Here is a 17,434-nt window from a genome sequence, read left to right as displayed (position 1 = left end):
GCATCGCGCAAGATCGGTCACGCGCCAGGGGGCGCCTGGTCGGTCTGTGGTCTGCCGACGAAGTTCGTGACCAGCGCGCGGATCGGGGAGCGGAGCTCGGACCACTCCTCGGTGGATCGGTGCTCCGCCTCCATCAGTTCAAGCACCTTTTCGAAGGACAGCAAGGCCACACGGCCGCGGCGTCGGCCCAGCGCGGTCCGGGCCTCCTGCAACGGAAGCTGCCTGACATCCGCGCCCTCGGCGCGGCGGTGCAGCGCGGTGATCCGGGTCAGCACGTTGAGTTTGCCCAGGATGCGGACGAGTTCTTGATCCGCCCATCTGCCGAGCACGGCTCGTCTGCCCTTCCAGACCGCGAACCCGACGCCAGCGATCCACGTCGGCAGCATCACGATGCGGATGGCCGGGGTCTGGGCCTGCGGGATCAAACCGCTGGCCAGAAGCATTCCGTACGGCCCCTGTGCCAAGGCGATGACCATGCACCACTGCAGCAGACCTGTCGGATACCAACGTAGGCGTCCGTCGGCGAGGGTCACCATCGCACCGACCAACGCCAGACCGACCAGGAGCAGCCAGGCGGCCTCTGCACTCACAGCTGTCATGTCACGCACATGCGGACTGTAGGCCCCGGCTCCGACAGCGGTGGCTGCGAGCGTCCCGCTCGCCTTCACCCCTGTCGCGGCTGAGCAGGACGGTTCAGGCTTCCGGGACGTCGTCGTGCTTGGGGCTGTCTGTATCGGGGGCGAGATGGTCCACCAGCATGAGCAGCATCTGCACGGCGAGGGCGCCGAGGAGGATGGCGACCCATCCCATGGTCCATGGCGTGCTGCGGGTGTCGAGCACGGTGGGCGTGAGCACCACCATGGCGGCGATCATGCCGCATGGAAGGACCCACTGCCGCCTCATGGCCGGCCGCCCGGCACGGTGCCGTCGGTCTGGCGCCCGCCCTCGGTGTCGTTGTCCGGGTGGTGCGGATGGTTTCGCCACGGAGCGGCCAAGCTCATGAGCTTCTGGAGCAGGTGCTCGGCCGTGTCACGGTCCTGGGCGTGTACGGCCTCGGCGTAGGACTTCTCCAGATCGTGGGCGGCTGTCCAGTCGTCCTCATACGCCTGGCGCCCCTCGGGGTACTGCTCGCGGCGCCGGTCGTCGAGCCGGTCCACGACGAACTGGTAGGCGCGTACGCCGGTCTGCAGGTCCAAAAGCATGCGGCGGATCTTTCCTTCCGGAGTGGGTGACCTGGTCGGCTGTGGGTCGGTCTACCGGCTGAGCGGTCGTGCGGCGCGGGCGCGCCGCGCCGCGCGGAATGCTTCGGCGGGATCGTCGCAGGCTCCGGGGGCGGGACGCCACTCATCGGCTCGCCTGAGCGTGAAGGGGTGCCACCGACCGTCGAGACCGGGCCGGATCTGGACGCCTGCGGTCGAGTCGGTGATCGCTCCGTCGGCGATGTCGATGATGCCGAAGGCGAAGGCGCGGGAGGCGCGGAGGGCCTCTGCAGCCTGTTCCAGGGTGCTCGGCGGGACCGTGGCTGCGGCGAGGGTGGCATGGGCGCCGGCCGGGCCGCCGTGGCGGTAGCCGATCATCATCGCGCGCAGCGTGGTTTCGCTGAGGCCAGTGGCGTCGGCGGCGGCGGGTAGCCGGTCGATGCCGTGAGGGCTGGCGAGGATTCGAACTGTGTCGGCGAGGTCGTCGTGGGGTGGGTCCGGGATGGCTGTCAGGAGCGCTCGGGCGCGATCGGCGGCGTCCTGGGTCATCCAGGCCAGGTCTTGGGCGCGGGGCCCGGGGAGGGGCGGGTCGTCGAGGTCGGTGGTGACCGGGACGATGGGATCGAGGTCGAGGTCGGGCGGGGAGTGCGGTGGCCGGTGGGCTGCCAGGGAGTAGAGCTGGTCGGCGCGGACGGTTCCGTCGTCGTCTGCCGGGAGGGTGCCGGGGTCGGTTTCGGCGATGAGGTCACGGACGAGGACGGCGAGGCTGCGGGCGGACATGCCGCGGGCGCCGAGCAGGATGGAGGCCGTGACGGCGAGGCGGTCGGTGACGGCGTGGCCGAGGGCGCCGCTGTGGTCGCACACGCGGCCGGCGTGGCCGGTGGGGCAGGAGCAGGCGAAGGTGATCTCTTCGGCTGCCGGGACGATGGCGATGCCGCCGGCATGGCCGGGGTCGGCGATGGCCGCAGGGACCCGGTTGGCCAGGAGGTCGGCGACGGCTTGGGCGTTGCCGGCGAGGCGGCCGGCGAGGGTGTCCCACTGAGTGTCGGTCAGTTCGGGCAGGAACAGGACGGCTTGGTGGGTGGCCTTCTTCGCGGTGACGGCGGCGGCCAGGCGCCCGGGTTGCGCGTGGATCTGCGCGACGCCGCCGTTGCGGTGGAGGTTGAGGCCCTTGCCGTAGGAGCCGGAGCCGTTGGTCGCCAGGTGGAATGCCTGCTTCCAGGCGGCCACGAGGGGGGCCATGTTGCGGGTGTTGCCGGAGCCGGTCATCGGGCGGCCAGGGCCACGAGCGCGTTGAGTTCGGTGTCGTCGAGGTCGGCGAGGGCGCTCTCGCCGGAGGTGAGGACCGCCTCGGTCAGGGCGCGTTTGCGGGCGAGGAGTTCGTTGATGTGGTCTTCCACGGTGCCCTCGGTGATCAGGTGGTGGACCTGGACGGTGCGGTGCTGGCCGATGCGGTGGGCGCGGTCGGTCGCCTGGTCCTCGACGGCGGGGTTCCAGGGCCGGTCGTAGTGGACGACGTGCTCGGCCCGGGTGAGGGTGAGTCCGGTGCCGGCCGCCTTGACCGACAGCACGAAGACCGGGGCCGGGTCCGGGTCGTTCTGGAAGGCGTCGACGAGGTCCTGGCGGCGGGCCGGGGGCGTTCCGCCGTGGAGGAAACGCACCGAGCGGCCGCGGGCCCGGAGGTGGTGCTCAAGGATGCGGCCCATCTGCACGTATCCCGTGAAGATCAGAGACGCTTCGCCGCGCTCGGCCAGGGTGGGCATGAGGTCGTCCAGGGCCGCCAGCTTGCCCGAGCGGCAGGCGAGGCCCGCCGGGTCGGCGTCCTCCAGCGGCTCCTTGAGGTAGAGGCTGGGGGTGTTGCAGATCTGGCGCAGGGCCTGGAGCAGTTTGAGGACGAGGCCGCGGCGCTGGATTCCGGTGCTGGTGGCGATCTTGTCCATGGTGTCGCGGACGGATGCCTCGTACAGGCCGATCTGTTCTTCGGTGAGGGCGACGATGCGGTGGTGGTGCACTTTGCCGGGCAGTTCGGGGGCGATGCCGGGGTCCGTCTTGCGCCGTCGCAGCATGAACGGGCCGACGAGCCGGGCGAGTTGCGCGGCGGCCGGTGAGGCGGAGTCCTTCTCCACGGCGCCGTAGCGGGTGCGGAAGGCTTTGCGGGTGCCGAAGAGGGAGGGGTTGGTCCAGTCGAGGATGGCCCACAGCTCGGTGATGTTGTTCTCCACCGGGGTGCCGGTGACCGCGATCCGGCCGCGGGCGGGCACGGTGCGCAGTGCCTTGGCAGTGGCCGAGGTGGGGTTCTTGATGTGCTGGGCCTCGTCCGCGATGACCAGTCCCCACTCGGCGGCGGCGAGGGAGGTGGTGTCACGGCGGACGGTGCCGTAGGTGGTGATGACGACTGTGTTGGGGTCGAGGGCGTCACGGTCGAGGGTCCGGCCGGCGCCGTGGTAGCGCACGACCGTGGTGGAGGGCGCGAAGCGGGTGATCTCGCGCTCCCAGTTCGCGATCAGGGAGGCCGGGCAGACCACTAGCGTCGGGCCGGCGGCGCGGGTGGTCTCGATGCGGTTCAGGTGCAGGGCGATGGTCGTCAGGGTCTTGCCGAGGCCCATGTCGTCCGCGAGCAGCGTGCCGAAGCCCAGGTCGACCATGTTCGCGAGCCAGGTCAGGGCGCGCTGCTGGTAGTGGCGCAGCGTCGCTTTCAGGGCGGCCGGCGGGGGCACGGCCCGGGTCTCGTCGGGGGCGCCGCGCAGCGTGCCGACCAGGGTGGCCAGGGCGCCGGCGGGCCGGGCTTCGAGGGCTTCGCCATTGAGGGTGAGGGTGCCGGACAGGGCCGCGGTCAGCGCGTCGAGGGATGGCAGGGGCGCGAGGTCTCGGGCGCGGGCGCGGCGAGCGGTGTCGGCGTCGACCAGGAGCCAGCGGCCTCGCAGTTGGATCAGCGGCCACGCGGCGTCGGCCAGCGCGGTCATCTCCTGCTCGGTCAGCGGGTCACCGTCGAGGTTGATGTGCCAGCGGCAGTCCACCAGGCGTTCCAGTGCGAGGTATCCGCCACCCGTCGGGGACTCGTCCTCGTCGCCGGGGTCGTGGGTGCCGATGACGGCGGTGGCGGTGAGGGCGCCGAGGAGGGTGGGGGGCCACTGCACGGTGATGCCGGACTCGGCGAGCGGGGCGGTGGCGTGGTCGTGGAGGCGGGCCAGGTCTGGGGCGGTCAGGGAGATGCGGTGGGGGCGTTCCTGGGCGGCGAGGTGCGCCAGGGGCGGGTAGTGGCGGGCGGCCCGGCGCAGCGCGCGGCGTACAGCGGGCAGGGCGGCGGGGGTGAGCTCGGCCCGGGTGTGCTGAGCCCCGTCCCAGACAGTGATCGCTGCAACGGTGTCCTGCTGGTCGGGGGCGGCGAGGTGCAGGACGGCAGGTGCGGACGGGACGGTGCCCGCGGTGTCGGGTTCCTTGATGCGCAGCACCAGGCGCGGGGTGGGGTGGGGATCGACGGTGTCCTCGATCGCGTCCGCCCACCTCCACAACTCGGGTGTCGCCTCGGCGTCCTGGCCGGCGGGCCCGGTGTGGGGGCCGGATCCCAGGAGGGTGGGGGTGCCGGGGGTGCGGAGCATGGTGTCGGCGACGGCGTCGAGCAGGGGCCACACCGCGTGTTCGGGGGACGGGACGCGGATGGGGTTGGTACCGGCGAGGAGGCAGTGTCCTTCGGGGGCCATCAGCGCGGCGACGTCGGTGACGGCGGTGTGCAGGGCTTCGGTGATCGGGCCGATGCGCCAGCAGCCCTGGCCTTGGTCGGTCAGGGCGGGGTGGACGCGCTGCTGCGCCACGCACGTGAGGGCCAGGCGCAGAGGGTGGCGCCATCCGGTGACCGAGGCGTGCTCTCCCTGGCGGGGATCGAGGATCAGGGGGAGGGCGAGTCGGAGCGGGACGGCCATGCCGGTCACGGTGGCGCGGCGCGGCATGATGCCACCGGTCCCGGCCAGGACGAGGTCGCGGGTGACCGGCTGAAGGGGCGCCGGCAGTAGTTCGAGGTCGGGGAGCGGTACGCCGTCGGGCCGGAAGATCATCCAGGTGCTGTGGGCGGGGTGGCGGGCGGGCAGCAGGGTGAGCGCCACGCCGTCGGCCAGGGCCTGCTCGAGGACGTGGTGCGCGCGGAACAACTCGGCTGCGCTGGCGGGAACGGCGGGGGGTGGCTCCTGTGTACGGGCGAGGCCGAGCGGTGGAAGCAGCGCCGGGGCGTTGGACGGGGTGGGAGGCTCGGGCGCGGGAGCTGGGGGGACGTCGGCGGCCAGTGCTTGCTGAAGCATTTCCAGGAGGCTGCTGGCCGCGGCCGCGCGGGCGCTCTGTTTGCTCGTTCCCTCTCCCGTCGCGGCGAGTTTCTGCCCGCGGTGGACGGCGGTGACTGTGGCGGTGAAGGCGGAAGCGGCCCCCGTGACCCGGAAGTCGGGTGTCGTGGTGTGCCCGGCCTGGGCGAACTCGTGAAGGACCGAGATGGGGCTGCGGCCCGCAGCGGGTGCCGAGCCGGCGCGAGGTGCCGGGGCTGGCGGCGGGACGGCGGGGCTGGCAGATGCGCCCCATGCCTCTACGGCACGGTCGGCGAGCGGGTCGGGAAGGCCGGCGATCGCCGCGATGAGCGTGGTCATGGCCTGCTGCCGGGCGCCCTTGCGGGTGCGGGAGCACTGAATGCTGCCGCTGATCTGCTGGTCGTCGACCGTGAGCGTGGCCTGCGCGTGAAAGCCGTCCTGGCTCCCGGCGTCCTGGCCCTCGCGGACGGTCGCCGCCGGCAGCCGGAGCAGCTGAGCGTGCATGGAGATGATGCTCGGCGCCAGTTCCGGGCTGGCGGTGACCGTGGTGAGCGCTGCACGGCGAACCGCCGCCCAGACCTCCGAGCCGGGGGTCTCCAGGAGCAGCACCCGCAGGTCGGATACCTCCAGGCGGCCCTGAGTGAGCCGGCGCGCCGCTTCGGCGGCCGCCGCCGCGGCACGGTTGGCGCGGCATCGCGCGCGATGCCGCGCTTCAGTGCTGCGCGGAAGGCGTCGGTACTCATCGAGGAGGTGCCGTCGGCACGGGGTGCGGTGCGTGAGGCGGGGATGCCGGGTCCGGACGTACGAGCGGCCAGCGCTGCGGGGCTGATGGGCTGCAGGCGGTCGATGGACAAAGAGCACTCCCCCAGTAACCGGACGCCGTCGAGACCGCCCCCATTGTCACCTGCGGGTGCGTCAGCTCGGTGCCATACACACGCCAGGCAGCCTCGTCCGTCACCGTCCGAGGAGGCGGTCAAGGCCAAACGTGTGTTGCGTATTCATATTTCAGGATGTACTTTGGTCGTATCGAGCCGGGCTCTCCGGCTTCTTTCCCTTCCTCCTCCACCGCATCAGCGCGGCCGTACTCGGCTACGGCTGCACGGAAAGGCGCGTTTGCCATGTCCAGGAAGCCCCGCGACTTCACGTTCTCCGCTCCCCTCGTTTCGGCGGACGATCCACACGCCAACACCATCGCCGCCGCCATCGTGGCGATCGAGGCCCAGTGCGGTGAACAGGAGGGGTGGAACCGTCCCTCCCGCCTCTTCACGCTGCGGCTGCTGCCCGGCGATCGGGTGGAGACGGCTCTGTATCCCGAGGCCATCTGGAACCCCGGCGGCGTCAACCCCGCTGATGCCTTGAGTGGGTTGAGCAGCTCGCTGCCGCCCGTCCCGGACCTTCTCCTGCCCGCCGACGCGGCTCAGGCGCCCGTCTGCGCGGTCGGGTTCATGTTTGAGGGCTGGATGCGCGACACGACCGTCCCGCTGCCCCCGGCGGTGGAGCGGCTCCGGCAGACGGGCATGCGGGTGAACCATCTGCTGCCCAACCGGCGGGAAGTCCGGCTCGTGCACGCCGTCGATCTCAACCAGCGCACCTTCCACGTGAAGCGTCAGCGGGGTGGAGAGGCGGACGTACGGGTCGCCGGTGGGCGGGACGACGCGGCGGGGCCGGAAGGAACCGTCTCCGTCGCACTGGCCCGCATCATGCACGCCATGCGCAACGGCGAACAGGTCATTCCCGGTCGGCCCGCCTGATCATCACCCGTCCCGGCCGCGGGACAACCCTCCCGGCGGCCGGGCCCCACCCAAGGAGTGCCATGCACCCGTTCCCCATGCTGTTCCGCTTCATCGCGAGCGGCGCCACGCCCGAGAACGCCTTCGCCCTCTACGCCGCCGCAGACCGAGAACTCCCGGTCGACCTGTTCTCGCCCCGCGCGGACCTGACGAAGGTGGACCGCGTCACCGTCGTACGCGAACGCGCCGCGCTGCACGCCGTCGCGGCGGGCTACTTCAACGCCTCCCACGACCCATCGTCGCCCTCCGACGGAGAACCCCTGAACGAAGACGATGCCGAGTGGCTGGCCGACCGCCTGATCGAGGATGACGCCCCGTGCGTCCGGCTGGGCGGCGCCGGAGCGCTGCTGCTCGATGCCGCCGGACCCGAGCCGAGCTGGCTCTTCTTCGGCTGGAGCACCCGGGCCGAGTGACCGGCCTTCGTGGCTCGGTGTCGTGGAGATCCACGGCACCGGGCCACCCTCGCGTTGTGGTCACTGCGAGTCGTCGTCGATGCCTTCCAGTGCAGGGGGCGCCTGCCATTTCAGGGTGTCCAACGGCCGCGGCAGGCGCTGGCCCGAGCCGGGCACGGGCGTCATCACGGCGGATGCCTCGTCGCTGAACAAGGCGACGGGCATGCCCGAAGTGTGAGCGGACGCGGGTGCTGCCGTGCCTGATGTCTTCGTGGTGGTCATCTGCTCCCCCTGATGCGTCGCGGGCCCTACCCGCTCCAAGGCCGGCACATGGGCCGGCTGCGAAAGCGTACCCAGATTCGAATCTACGGTCCGAGAGGATTTCCCTGGGCCGTGCCTGCAGGTCAGGCTCTCTTCGCTGCTGATCGGCTGCAAGGCGGCACTCCGCCCTTCAGCGGCGCCGCGGGCACACGTTCGCTGTCTCGGCCTTCCGGATCCGCCGCGCCGGGGCCCGCTGCTCTCACCGCTCGCCCGCCGCCACGCGGACAGCGCCCGAGTACGGCAAGACCGGCCGCAGCTCGTACAACCGGCCTGTCCCGGCCCTGCCGGTGCCCGAGGCCGACCCGGCGCTCTTGCCGACGACGTGGGTCATCTCGTCCAGGAGCAGCACGGACGGCTTGAGTGGCGCCAAGACGACGTCCACGGCCGGCCCTCGATCACGGACCGCTCGCGCCAGTTGGTGGAGCTCTTCGTGGCCGCGATGGTCGGCCCGAAGCTGGTCCTCGTCCATGAACACGGTCATCCGGCCTTCCGTGGTGTCTGCGAACGGTCCGAACGTCTGCTCGGCGGCGGCTGGCCCGAGTTCGCGGCATTCGACGGTGTGCAGGGCGCGCCTCAGCACGGCCGCGAGCTGGCCAGCATCGGCGTCAGCCGGCAGCGGCGTCTTCCCGCGCCCCAGGGGGCCTATGAACATGGCCAGGTCGGGCAGTTGCTCACTCATCGTGGGGCTCTCCTTCTTGCAAGGGTCGACGGGGATCAGACCTGGTCGAGGTGGCGTTCGTACCAGGCGGTCAGGTGGGCGGGGTCCTGGGGCATCGTCTTGATCAGGCGGAGGAGTCCTTCGCGGACGGGGCGGACCTCCGTGCAGGCCAGGGCGGAAAGGTCGGTGGTGCGCAGGGCTGCGAAGCCGGCTACGTGGCGCTCTTCGACAGTGCGCGCGCCGGTGAGGCTGTCGGCTGCGGCGAGGTAGCGGGTGACGAACGGGTCGAGCGCTGCGCGGTGGGCGGCGAGGTGGCGGAGGTAGGTGGGGCTGTCGACCGCGGCGGTGTTGGCGGCTTCGCCGTGGTGGGGTGAGGGGAGCTCGAACCAGTCGCTGATGAGAGCGGTGAGGGTGGCCGGGTAGTCGCGCGGGGTGTCGGAGTGAGGATCGGTGCGCCAGTGGCCGTCGGTTGCTCCCTGGGTGAGGCCGACGCGGTCGTGGAGGCGGCCGAGGACGCTGGCGAGGGTGAAGAACCCCAGGACGTGATCGGCTCCGGCGATGACGGACCGGATCGTGGGCTCGACCGCGGCCGACACCGTACTGGGCAGCAGGAGGCGCTGCTTGCGGTGCTCGCGCTGGAAGGGCAGGCAGACCGCCGCCTCGATCGCGGTGTGTTCGGCCAGCAGGACGGCGGCGCTCTGCGAGGGGGCGGCCTCGCGTTCCCATTCCATGGTGTCGTCCTCGTCGGCGAGGTCGCTCAGGCCGAGTGCTTCCAGGCTGACGCGGTAGACGCCGGTGGTGCTGGCGGTCAGGGTCAGGGTGCCGTCGCGGTCGGGCAGCTGCTGCCTGTGCTGAAGCGTGCCGTCGGCCTCATTGGGGTTCCAGTCCAGACGACTGGTGGGGCGGGTCGCGGCGGCGAGCGCCCAGTCGAGCAGGTGGACGAGTTCTTCCTGGCCGGCGTTGACGAGGTCGGCGCGCGAGGTGTCGGAGGATCGGCTGGAGAAGTGCCTGCCGAGGCGCTGGAGTGCGTCCTCGGGGAGGTCGGTGACTTTCTCGGCGCCGGGCGGGAGGCAGGGGTCGGTGCCGTGGACGGTGCCTTGGGGATACGTGCGGCAGCTGCCTGCCCAGCCACCGGAGGCGTAGACGCTGGCGTGGGCGGGGTCGGCGAGGACGTGGGTGGCGACGTCGAGAACGTGCTCGGCGGCCTGGACAAGGACGGGGGCGGTGCTCAGGCCGGTGAGGTGGCACAGGGCGCGGGCGGCGCGGTGGTCGGCGGCGCTGGAGGGGGCGTGGGCGGGTTCGATCTCGGTGAGGAGGTCGAGCACAGCAGTGCGCGGGTCCATCGGGCCCGGGGCGGGGATCGGGCCGGCGGGCCACAGCGCCAGGGGCAGGGACCGAGAGGTCCACAACGGCAGGACGGTGGGGGTGGCCTCGCACGCCTCGATCAGGTGGAGGTCGCCGTGGTGGCGGGTGGTGAACAGGTGGACGTGACCGCTCCCGCGGGTGAGGGCGTCGACAAGCCGGATCCGGCGCAAGGTGGCGCAGAGGTGGTCGCAGGCGCCGGCGAGTTCGGCGTCCTCGGTGGCGGTGTGCTCGGCCTCGCCGGGGAGCTGGGGGATCCAGTGCGGCATGAGGCTGCTCTGGTCGGCGGTCCGGCGTCCGAGGGCAGCACGCCAGTCGCTCTCGCTGATTTCGGCGAGGAGCATCTTCGTTCCGGGCAAGGTCAGGATGATCCCGTCTCGCCGGCTGGCCCAGCGCAGTCCTGCGACGCCGGTCCCGCCCTGCCGGTAGGCGAGGGCGTCGATCCACCGATCTACCTGGGAGGGCGCGATCCTCACCACCAGTTCGTCGGTGCGGGGGGTGAGACTGCGGATGCCGAACGGGCCGCCGGTGAGTATGGGGCGGTGGCGGCCGTAGGCGGTGATGAGTGCCTGGAAGACCCGTGCCTCGCCTCGGGCCTGTCCGGGGGTGGGCGCCGAGATGAGGTGCTGGGCGTCCGTGAGCTCGGCTCGGGCGGTCTCCTCGGACTCACCCGTGGCCATCTGGCGCAGGGCGACCGGGTCAAGGACCGCGTCGGTCGTGCGAAGGCCCCACTGCTGTCGGGGCATGTACGGGGTGAGGGTGTCAGGCACGTGCAACTCCCGCTGTGAGGTCCGCTGTCACCTGCTACAGGTGTGCGGACGACGCGCGGTGTGACAGTCGGAGCAAACGAGTTTCCAAGCTCGTTCGGACGCTGGGCGAAGGGTGCGTCGCACTGGGCGTTGAGCGAGTCCCATCGCAGGCTGCCGGCTTGCTTTCGTCTCACCGACGATTGCGTACGCCGTCCAGGGGGTTGTCGCCTCTCGCTCCTGACCGCGGAAGAGCCCGGGCAGGGTCGGCCAGAACGCCGACCCTGTGTAGTTCTCCGCGCCTCTCACGGACCGCTGCCCATGCCGCGCAGCTCCGGCTCTCAGCTGAAGATGTCGAGGACGTCCAGCCAGGAGCCGTCGTCGGCGGAGCGGGGCCGCATCGCGCGCGGCTCCGGGTAGGTGGCTGCTGCAGCTCGAGCACGGACGACCTCCGGCCCGCCGCACGCCTCGACCGCGAAGGCGCCGAAAACCTTGGCGAAGGCGGCGGGGTCGCGAAACTCCACGCCGAACGCCCGGCCGTCTTGGAGCGGAACCCACACCACCCGGTCGAACCGTATCCACTCCAGCACCGGCTGGTCGTCGGCAGTCGACCGCCCTTCGAGCCACAGTCGCGCCACGTGCAGCAGGTTCACCTGCTCCATCGCCAGCCGCTTGCGCCGCACACGCAGTTCGCGCGTCGTCAGCGTGATCCGCTGGTCCTTCTTCGGATACCAGACGACGCCGATCCCGAACGGCACCCACAGCAGGATCCCGATCATCGGCCAGACCAGAGCGTCGCCCCACGATCGGACCAGGCCCCCGTCCATCAGGTACAGGGCCCCGAAGACCACAACCCACTTCGCCGTCATCCGCCAGAACCCAGTGCCCTGCCGGTACAGGACCCGCCGCTTCCCCCTCATCGTCATGCCCGCACGCTATCCGCCTCACCGCGGAAGGCGGTGACGTCCCCCGTCGGGTTCAGACTTGCCGGACGCTCAGGGAGCGGGCGGGGCGAGGGTTCGATGCCCGTGGGCGTAGCTGAGCAGGTACAGCGCCGCCTGGAGGATGAGCGCGACGCGGTGCTTGGGCGGGGTGTCGATCAGGCCGTGGCAAACGTCGTTGCGCAGGTTCATCCCGCGGTCGGGGTCGACCAGGAGCAACTCCAGGGCGCGGCTCCAGTCCGCGGGATACCCGGCGGCCGGCATGCTGCGGAGGAGTCCTCCCAGCTGGTCGACGGTCCCGGGGGACTCGCCCTTGGCCACGGACAAGATCGAGACTTGCCAGCGCAGGAGCTGTCTGAGGATCTGCTCCACCTGAGGCAGGGCGATGCATACCGCTGCGTCGAACTCCCCCAGCCAGAAGTACCGGAAGGCGTAGGCCAGCGTTCGGGCGCGCGCCTCCGGCAAGACGGCGCCATGGGCGAGGGCGCCGATCAGCTCGGCCTCGTCCGGATCGAAGCGCTCGTGGATGTGGTCGAGCTGATGGGCGGCGAGGTGCCCGAGGAAGTCCATCGCGAGGACCTGCAGTCCGACGAGGTGGTCGTCGGCGGCGGCGACGGGCGGAGCGACCTGGACGGGTCCGGCGGTGTTGATGCGCGTGCGCGGGATCCGGAGCAGACCGTCCAGGAGGCCCACGTCGTCGGGGTGCTCGCGCATCGCCGGATGGGCGTCTTGCGCGGTTCGCCACAGTGCGTCTCGCAGGCTTGGGGCGGCGTCGACGTGCGCCCGGGCCCCGGCGAAAAGTCCCGGCGGGGGGATGAGCGGGCGACGGATTCGAGTCCATCCCAGGGAGTCCGGATCGGTCTGTTGCAGGGCCATCTCGGCACGCACCCTCAGCTCGGGCAGACCTCGATCCCGCGCGATGGTCGCGGCCTGGGTCAGCAGGTTGTGGCGACGGAACCCCGTGTCGGCATCGGCGGCGTCGAGGAGGGCGCTGACGATCTCGGTGTCGATGCCGACTCGGCGGAACTCGGACGCTTCTGCCCGTATCAGCTTGAGGAATCCGACGCGGGCGTGCACATCGCCGGCGTACCGACGGGCGGCGCGTTCTGCGAAGTCGGTGATGTCGTAGCGCTGGACACGCAGCCCCTCCAGGAGATCAGCCATGATCGCCGTCTCGTCCTCGGGAGCGGCAAGGACTCGCTCGGCCAGGGCGACCGTGTCGTCGGTGACGCGCTTGCACAGGTCGGTCTGGTTATAGGTCCGGGCGAGGTCTCCGGCCCAGCGCAGACACTCGGTCGCACCCACCAGGCCGGGGAAGCGCTTGCGGGCGGCGAGCAAAATCGGCACCGCGTCCAGGTACCCGGCGGCCGCGCCCCGGATGCGGTCGACCTTGCGACCGTGTCCTGCGACGAGCAGAAGGTGATGGAGGCGTCCCCGGACAAAGGAGTTGGTCACGGCCTCGGCGTACGCGCTCCAGGTCTCCATCTGGTCGGCGGCGACGTCGGACAGGCCCGCAGGCGGCCGGCCGAGGACGATCCCGGTGAACGTCTGCGCCCTGCCAGTCCCGGCGGGTCGGAGACGCAGCGCGGCGAGTAGCGCATCGCGCTGCTGCTCGGCGGCCGCGTTCGTGCCGGTGTCCGCGGCCGCGAGGACGGCGGCGATGTCCTCGCAGGAAGCGGCGTTCGCCGCCGCTTCCGTGAGCACGTCGAGCACACACGGTTCTACTTGCGGCATGGGCGCCTCACTTCCTCCGTCGCCAGTATCGGTACGACTTCGGACCGGGCCCACTGCTTTTCCGGAGTTCGTCAACGCTCACGCCGTCGGCGCAGCATGCGGAGGGTGTCTACCCATCGGCGTTGCCGGGGCGCGCGGGGCGCGGGGGGCGCGGGGGGCAGCTGTGGGGGCGGGGGAATCGTGGGCGGGGCCACAGGTGGAGGTGGGAAGGCCGGCGCGAGGTTCGCGGACGAGGCGACGGACGGGGTCACGTTCCCGCGCGGGGGTGCCTCGGCATCGTGCTGGTCGGCTGGCTGCGGAAGTTGTGGGGCGGTGTGCTGATCTGTCTCAGCCTCGGTGGCGGGGGCTTCGGCCGTCGGGATCGGCGCGGCGGGCTGAGGAGTGGGCGGAGCGTGCCGCTCGGCGTACACCTCGCGGGCTCGCCGGTCGCGCCAGCGGTGCCGGCCCTCCTGGGCGGCATACAGCTCGTCCATGACCTTGTGCGCGTCGGCGGGGTGGAAGACCGCCCGGGTGCGGGTCAGCGAGGACAAGGCGATCGGGACCAGGCCCCAGCAGTCCGCGGTGGGGGCCGGACGGGGCTTGCTGATCCGCCAGTCGTCCCGGGGGTCCTTGTGGCGCGGCCATTTCGGCCAGGCCGTCCAGTCCTGTTCGGGGCGGGCGGGGTGCCGGAAGGCGTGGTAGCCGTAGGGCACCAGCACGAGCTTCCCGTCGAGCCAGTACACATGGCCGCCGGCGTCGAGGATGGCCAGCTGCTGCTCGGTGGGGGCGACACGCTGGTGCTCGACGTCCCGTCCGCTCAGGCGGACCTTGTGGCTGGGGAGTTGGCCGAATTGGCCAGGGTCGCGGCGCAGGAACCAGACGTGTGCGGCTCCGGCGTGGTGCTCGCGTACCGCGAGGATGCGTCGGCGGACTGCCTGAGGGCTGGGCAGCGTGCCGGGGCGTTCGATGACAACGGCGGTGTCGCCGCACTGTGCGATGACGACCGGCGGGAGTCCGATCGGGTCGTGAGGGTCGTCTCCGGGGGAGGCGAGGGTGCAGCCGGTGATGCCGGGCAGGGCGCGAATCTGGTGGCTCAGCTGGATGACGACCTGGTCGTCCGCGTCGATCTGCGCTTCCCGTTCTGCCAGTCGGCACGGACCTCCTTCCTGGTGGGAGAAGTGCGGCGTGACCTTCGCTTCGGGCCGGGCGCCCCTGAGGATCAGTGGATCCGCGCAGGCTCTGCACAGGTACCGGCCGCCCGCCAGGCCGATCGGTAGCCCCTCCACGCCCAGATCGACATAGATCGGCCGCTTGGTCTCGGTGTCCCACGCGCTTGCACCCATGCCGTGATCATGACGGGCGCTACGGGTGCCCGGCCAGACCTTCTCCCGCCACACGGGCGCCCGGTGCCTGAACGACCAGCACGACGGGAAACGGCTTGCCCCCGTGGCCCGCCTGACGGGAGCTTCGCCGACGAGAGACGTCATGCTGCGACCGGCCGGCGTGCTGCCCGCGCCGTGGCCGCGGCCGGCGTGGGGGCACCCGGCCGGCTGACCGACGAGGCGGCCGTCGTCGCCTTGACGTTCACCAAGGCGCTGGAGGCGCCGAGCAGGCCGCCGTGGCAGTTTTTGCCGTCCAGGGCGCGGCGTAGCCCATTCCCTCACCACTCCCCCATCGCCGCCGCCGAGGTCGGCTCGCTCCCCCGGCCCAGGTGTGCGGCTAGAACAGGGTCAACGGCTGAGGAGGGGTTGGTGCGGTCTGGTGTTCTCGGATCGCGTCCCGAAGCTCGGCGGCGGTGACGCGGGCGGCGTCGAACGTCTCGGTCCAGCCGTTGGGCAACTGGGCGGCGGTGAGGAAGACGCCGTGCCCGGCGGCGCGCAGGCGCCGCAGGATCGTCTGTTCGACGGACAGTGCGTCGTCGCCGGTGGGCACGTGGTGCTCGTAGTACAGGGTCCAACCGAGGCGGCGGTGCTGGCCGATGCGGTCGTTTCGCTGACGAGCGCCGGCGACGCCGATCTTGACGGCGCCGTGCTGTACGTGGGTGACGACGTAGACGCGGGCGGGCGCGGCACGGTCGAAGCCGAAGCGGGCGCAGTACTTGCATCCGCGGCCGCTGCGGATCTTGGACAGGGTGGGAGTCGAGGTGCGGCCGCAGGTGGTGCAGCGGCAGCGCCAGGGCGTCATGGACGTGGTGTAGGCCTCCAGGGGCTCGAGACCGGCCTCGCGCATGGAGGCGGCGGCGCGCTCGGGGTCTTCCCGTCGTGCGGCGGCGGAGCGGAGGTCGGCGCAGCGCCGGCATCCGCTCTGGCCGGCGAGGATGGATCCGAAGGTCGGTGAGGTGATGGTGCCGCAGCCGTGGCACAGGCAGCGCCAGGGGTACTTGACCCCGCGGTACGGCTCCTGGGGTTCGAATCCGTGCTCGCGCATCTCGGCGACGGCCAGGTCCTCGTCGTGGCGCTGTGCTGCACCGTTGGCCCGGTCGGCGCACCGCTTGCAGCCAGGACGCCGGCTCCGGCCGGTCAGGGAACCCAGGCGCGGGGAGACGATGGACCCGCACGTGATGCAGCGGCTCTTCCACGCGAACTCCGTGCCGGGGTACGGCTCCAGCGGCTCCAGGCCCGCCGCCCGCATCACCGCGGCCGCGGTCTCGGCGTCGTGGCGCATCGACTCGTTGGCCTTGCGCCGGCCGCAGGGGTAGCAGCCGCCCTGCCCCTGACGGATGGAGCCCAGCGTGGGGGCCCCTGGCGCTCCGCACGCCCGACATCGGACCGGCCAGGGCGTGTCCACTCCCGGGTACGGGCCGAGGGGGTCCAGGCCCGCGGCCCGCATGTCGGCCGCCGCAACGTCGGGGTCGACCGGCGCGTTCGGTGCGCACCACCGGCAGGGCCCGGCACCGGAGTTGATCCGGACATAGGTGGGTGTGACCTCGCGTCCGCATGCGCGGTGACGGCACCGCCACTTCCGGTCGCTGCCGCCGGGGTACGGCTCGAGCGGCTCCAGCCCGGCCGCCCGCATCACCGCGGCTGCGGCCTCGGGTTCGATCCGGGCGTGTCCGGAGCAGTAGACGCAGCCGCGCTGTCCCTTGGTGATGTTGCTCAGGCGGGGGGTGACCTCCCGCCCGCACGCCGTATGGCGGCACCGCCACGGGGCGGAGCTGCCGCGGTAGGGCTCCAGCGGCTCCAGGCCGGCCGCGCGCATGATCTCTTCCGCCTGTCGCGGATCCTTCCGCGGTCGGCCGCTGCCTGCCAAGTCCAACTCCCCGCTCTCCAGGGTGAGCGGGGTCATGCCTCGCTGTTCGGCGCAGCATAGGGGTGGCCACTGACATCGACTCTGATCGTCGCCTTGCCGCTGGTGGGTTGCGGTGTCCGTCTTCCGCTGGGTGGCCCGGCGGCTTCATTCAGTTCGCGGCCGAGCAGCACGGTGACGGTCCGGGGCGCCGGGGACCTGTTGAGGGCCGCCGGTGGGCGGCGCGTTCGGCGCGGTCATCAGACAGGGGAAAGGTCCGGCACGACGGTGGGCCCGCTCGCCTGAACCACTGGGTGCGCAACATCTCACGGCGGTCAAAGAGTGCTCAGCAGGACGAGGAGAACCGTCAATGTGCCTGTTGTGAGCACCGTGCCTACCACGGTGAACACCATGTACAACGAAGTCGAGTCCCAGCCGCGGATCTCGAAGCGGCGGGGATTGTTCTCGTCGTAGAGGACGAAGACCGAGTTGCCGACGCCGTAGCCGTTGAGGACCTTGCCTCGGCCGAACGTGGAGGAGTACGTGCACTCGCTGCCGTCCCGGGTCGTCCAGGCTACGACCGGGTGGTGGTACTTGGCTCCGTCGTCGTCTCGCCTGGTGTCGTGGCGGACGACTCGCCCTACGGCGGTGATGCCCGTGCGGCGAAGCGCGCTGGCGCGGCGGAGTCCGTACACGCCGGCACAGAGAAAGCTCACGCCGATCACCAGCGGTATGAGCGTGAAGAGCCATTCGCGGTTCATGTCGTGTCCGACGCGTGCGTGGCGGCATCGGTTGCCC

Annotated in this window: 15 protein-coding genes; 2 read left to right on the top strand and 13 right to left on the bottom strand. The window is 71.5% G+C overall.

Annotation, left to right across the window (positions count from 1 at the left end; genetic code table 11):
* Positions 1 to 17: 17 nt before the first annotated feature.
* From OG906_RS42250 to OG906_RS42230, 5 genes are all read right to left on the bottom strand, one after another.
* Entirely contained in the window at positions 18 to 599 is a 582-nt protein-coding gene (locus OG906_RS42250; RefSeq protein ID WP_329448974.1) for a hypothetical protein, read from the bottom strand.
* A 94-nt stretch (positions 600 to 693) separates the two neighbouring features.
* Positions 694 to 861, bottom strand: a complete 168-nt coding sequence (locus tag OG906_RS42245) for a hypothetical protein (protein ID WP_212728865.1) — start codon at positions 859 to 861, stop codon at positions 694 to 696.
* Between the two features lie 38 nt (positions 862 to 899).
* Positions 900 to 1,202 (bottom strand): hypothetical protein, encoded by a 303-nt coding sequence (locus tag OG906_RS42240; protein WP_212728864.1) that lies wholly within the window; start codon positions 1,200 to 1,202, stop codon positions 900 to 902.
* A gap of 51 nt (positions 1,203 to 1,253) precedes the next feature.
* The gene (locus OG906_RS42235) at positions 1,254 to 2,468 is read right to left on the bottom strand and encodes a hypothetical protein (RefSeq protein WP_212728863.1); all 1,215 of its coding nucleotides are present in this window, start codon (positions 2,466 to 2,468) and stop codon (positions 1,254 to 1,256) included.
* Positions 2,465 to 6,097 carry an SNF2-related protein gene (locus tag OG906_RS42230; protein WP_329449235.1) on the bottom strand — a complete coding sequence of 1,211 codons (3,633 nt, stop codon included), beginning with the start codon at positions 6,095 to 6,097 and terminating at the stop codon, positions 2,465 to 2,467. The genes OG906_RS42235 and OG906_RS42230 overlap by 4 nt, the downstream gene beginning before the upstream one ends.
* A gap of 509 nt (positions 6,098 to 6,606) precedes the next feature.
* Here OG906_RS42230 and OG906_RS42225 point away from each other — a divergent pair.
* Together OG906_RS42225 and OG906_RS42220 are read left to right on the top strand one after the other, a co-directional pair.
* Positions 6,607 to 7,239: a hypothetical protein gene (locus tag OG906_RS42225; RefSeq protein WP_212728862.1), complete on the top strand. Its 633-nt coding sequence runs from the start codon at positions 6,607 to 6,609 to the stop codon at positions 7,237 to 7,239.
* 62 nt (positions 7,240 to 7,301) lie between these two features.
* Positions 7,302 to 7,691 (top strand): hypothetical protein, encoded by a 390-nt coding sequence (locus tag OG906_RS42220; RefSeq protein WP_212728861.1) that lies wholly within the window; start codon positions 7,302 to 7,304, stop codon positions 7,689 to 7,691.
* 60 nt (positions 7,692 to 7,751) lie between these two features.
* On the opposite strand, the gene OG906_RS42215 is transcribed toward OG906_RS42220, so the two are convergent.
* The 8 genes from OG906_RS42215 to OG906_RS42180 all read right to left on the bottom strand — a co-directional run bounded on the left by OG906_RS42215 (position 7,752) and on the right by OG906_RS42180 (position 17,397).
* On the bottom strand, positions 7,752 to 7,895 hold the full coding sequence (locus tag OG906_RS42215; protein ID WP_249938724.1) for a hypothetical protein: 144 nt from the start codon (positions 7,893 to 7,895) through the stop codon (positions 7,752 to 7,754).
* A 295-nt stretch (positions 7,896 to 8,190) separates the two neighbouring features.
* Positions 8,191 to 8,670 (bottom strand): hypothetical protein, encoded by a 480-nt coding sequence (locus OG906_RS42210; protein ID WP_212728859.1) that lies wholly within the window; start codon positions 8,668 to 8,670, stop codon positions 8,191 to 8,193.
* A 35-nt stretch (positions 8,671 to 8,705) separates the two neighbouring features.
* Complete coding sequence (locus OG906_RS42205) at positions 8,706 to 10,781, bottom strand: hypothetical protein (RefSeq protein WP_329448976.1); 2,076 nt, start codon at positions 10,779 to 10,781, stop codon at positions 8,706 to 8,708.
* Positions 10,782 to 11,098: 317 nt separating this feature from the next.
* Positions 11,099 to 11,683 (bottom strand): hypothetical protein, encoded by a 585-nt coding sequence (locus OG906_RS42200; RefSeq protein ID WP_200728145.1) that lies wholly within the window; start codon positions 11,681 to 11,683, stop codon positions 11,099 to 11,101.
* Between the two features lie 69 nt (positions 11,684 to 11,752).
* Positions 11,753 to 13,432 carry a DUF4209 domain-containing protein gene (locus tag OG906_RS42195; protein ID WP_329448977.1) on the bottom strand — a complete coding sequence of 560 codons (1,680 nt, stop codon included), beginning with the start codon at positions 13,430 to 13,432 and terminating at the stop codon, positions 11,753 to 11,755.
* A 71-nt stretch (positions 13,433 to 13,503) separates the two neighbouring features.
* Positions 13,504 to 14,754: a hypothetical protein gene (locus OG906_RS42190; protein WP_329448978.1), complete on the bottom strand. Its 1,251-nt coding sequence runs from the start codon at positions 14,752 to 14,754 to the stop codon at positions 13,504 to 13,506.
* 376 nt (positions 14,755 to 15,130) lie between these two features.
* Complete coding sequence (locus OG906_RS42185; protein ID WP_329448979.1) at positions 15,131 to 16,696, bottom strand: GIY-YIG nuclease family protein; 1,566 nt, start codon at positions 16,694 to 16,696, stop codon at positions 15,131 to 15,133.
* Positions 16,697 to 16,971: 275 nt separating this feature from the next.
* Positions 16,972 to 17,397: a DUF3592 domain-containing protein gene (locus OG906_RS42180; protein ID WP_329448980.1), complete on the bottom strand. Its 426-nt coding sequence runs from the start codon at positions 17,395 to 17,397 to the stop codon at positions 16,972 to 16,974.
* Between the last annotated feature and the right edge of the window lie 37 nt (positions 17,398 to 17,434).

Source organism: Streptomyces sp. NBC_01426, assembly GCF_036231985.1.
Classification (GTDB): domain Bacteria; phylum Actinomycetota; class Actinomycetes; order Streptomycetales; family Streptomycetaceae; genus Streptomyces.
Note: the sequence above shows the minus strand (reverse complement) of the source record. Positions and strands in the feature narration are given on the sequence as shown.

Bases quoted from the DNA above. Each gene is read 5' to 3' on its own strand.
- OG906_RS42250 (WP_329448974.1), bottom strand. From the start codon at position 599: ATGACAGCTGTGAGTGCAGAGGCCGCCTGGCTGCTCCTGGTCGGTCTG.
- OG906_RS42245 (WP_212728865.1), bottom strand. From the start codon at position 861: ATGGTGGTGCTCACGCCCACCGTGCTCGACACCCGCAGCACGCCATGG.
- OG906_RS42240 (WP_212728864.1), bottom strand. From the start codon at position 1,202: ATGCTTTTGGACCTGCAGACCGGCGTACGCGCCTACCAGTTCGTCGTG.
- OG906_RS42235 (WP_212728863.1), bottom strand. From the start codon at position 2,468: ATGACCGGCTCCGGCAACACCCGCAACATGGCCCCCCTCGTGGCCGCC.
- OG906_RS42225 (WP_212728862.1), top strand. From the start codon at position 6,607: ATGTCCAGGAAGCCCCGCGACTTCACGTTCTCCGCTCCCCTCGTTTCG.
- OG906_RS42220 (WP_212728861.1), top strand. From the start codon at position 7,302: ATGCACCCGTTCCCCATGCTGTTCCGCTTCATCGCGAGCGGCGCCACG.
- OG906_RS42215 (WP_249938724.1), bottom strand. From the start codon at position 7,895: ATGCCCGTCGCCTTGTTCAGCGACGAGGCATCCGCCGTGATGACGCCC.
- OG906_RS42210 (WP_212728859.1), bottom strand. From the start codon at position 8,670: ATGAGTGAGCAACTGCCCGACCTGGCCATGTTCATAGGCCCCCTGGGG.
- OG906_RS42200 (WP_200728145.1), bottom strand. From the start codon at position 11,683: ATGACGATGAGGGGGAAGCGGCGGGTCCTGTACCGGCAGGGCACTGGG.
- OG906_RS42195 (WP_329448977.1), bottom strand. From the start codon at position 13,432: ATGCCGCAAGTAGAACCGTGTGTGCTCGACGTGCTCACGGAAGCGGCG.
- OG906_RS42190 (WP_329448978.1), bottom strand. From the start codon at position 14,754: ATGGGTGCAAGCGCGTGGGACACCGAGACCAAGCGGCCGATCTATGTC.
- OG906_RS42185 (WP_329448979.1), bottom strand. From the start codon at position 16,696: ATGACCCCGCTCACCCTGGAGAGCGGGGAGTTGGACTTGGCAGGCAGC.
- OG906_RS42180 (WP_329448980.1), bottom strand. From the start codon at position 17,397: ATGAACCGCGAATGGCTCTTCACGCTCATACCGCTGGTGATCGGCGTG.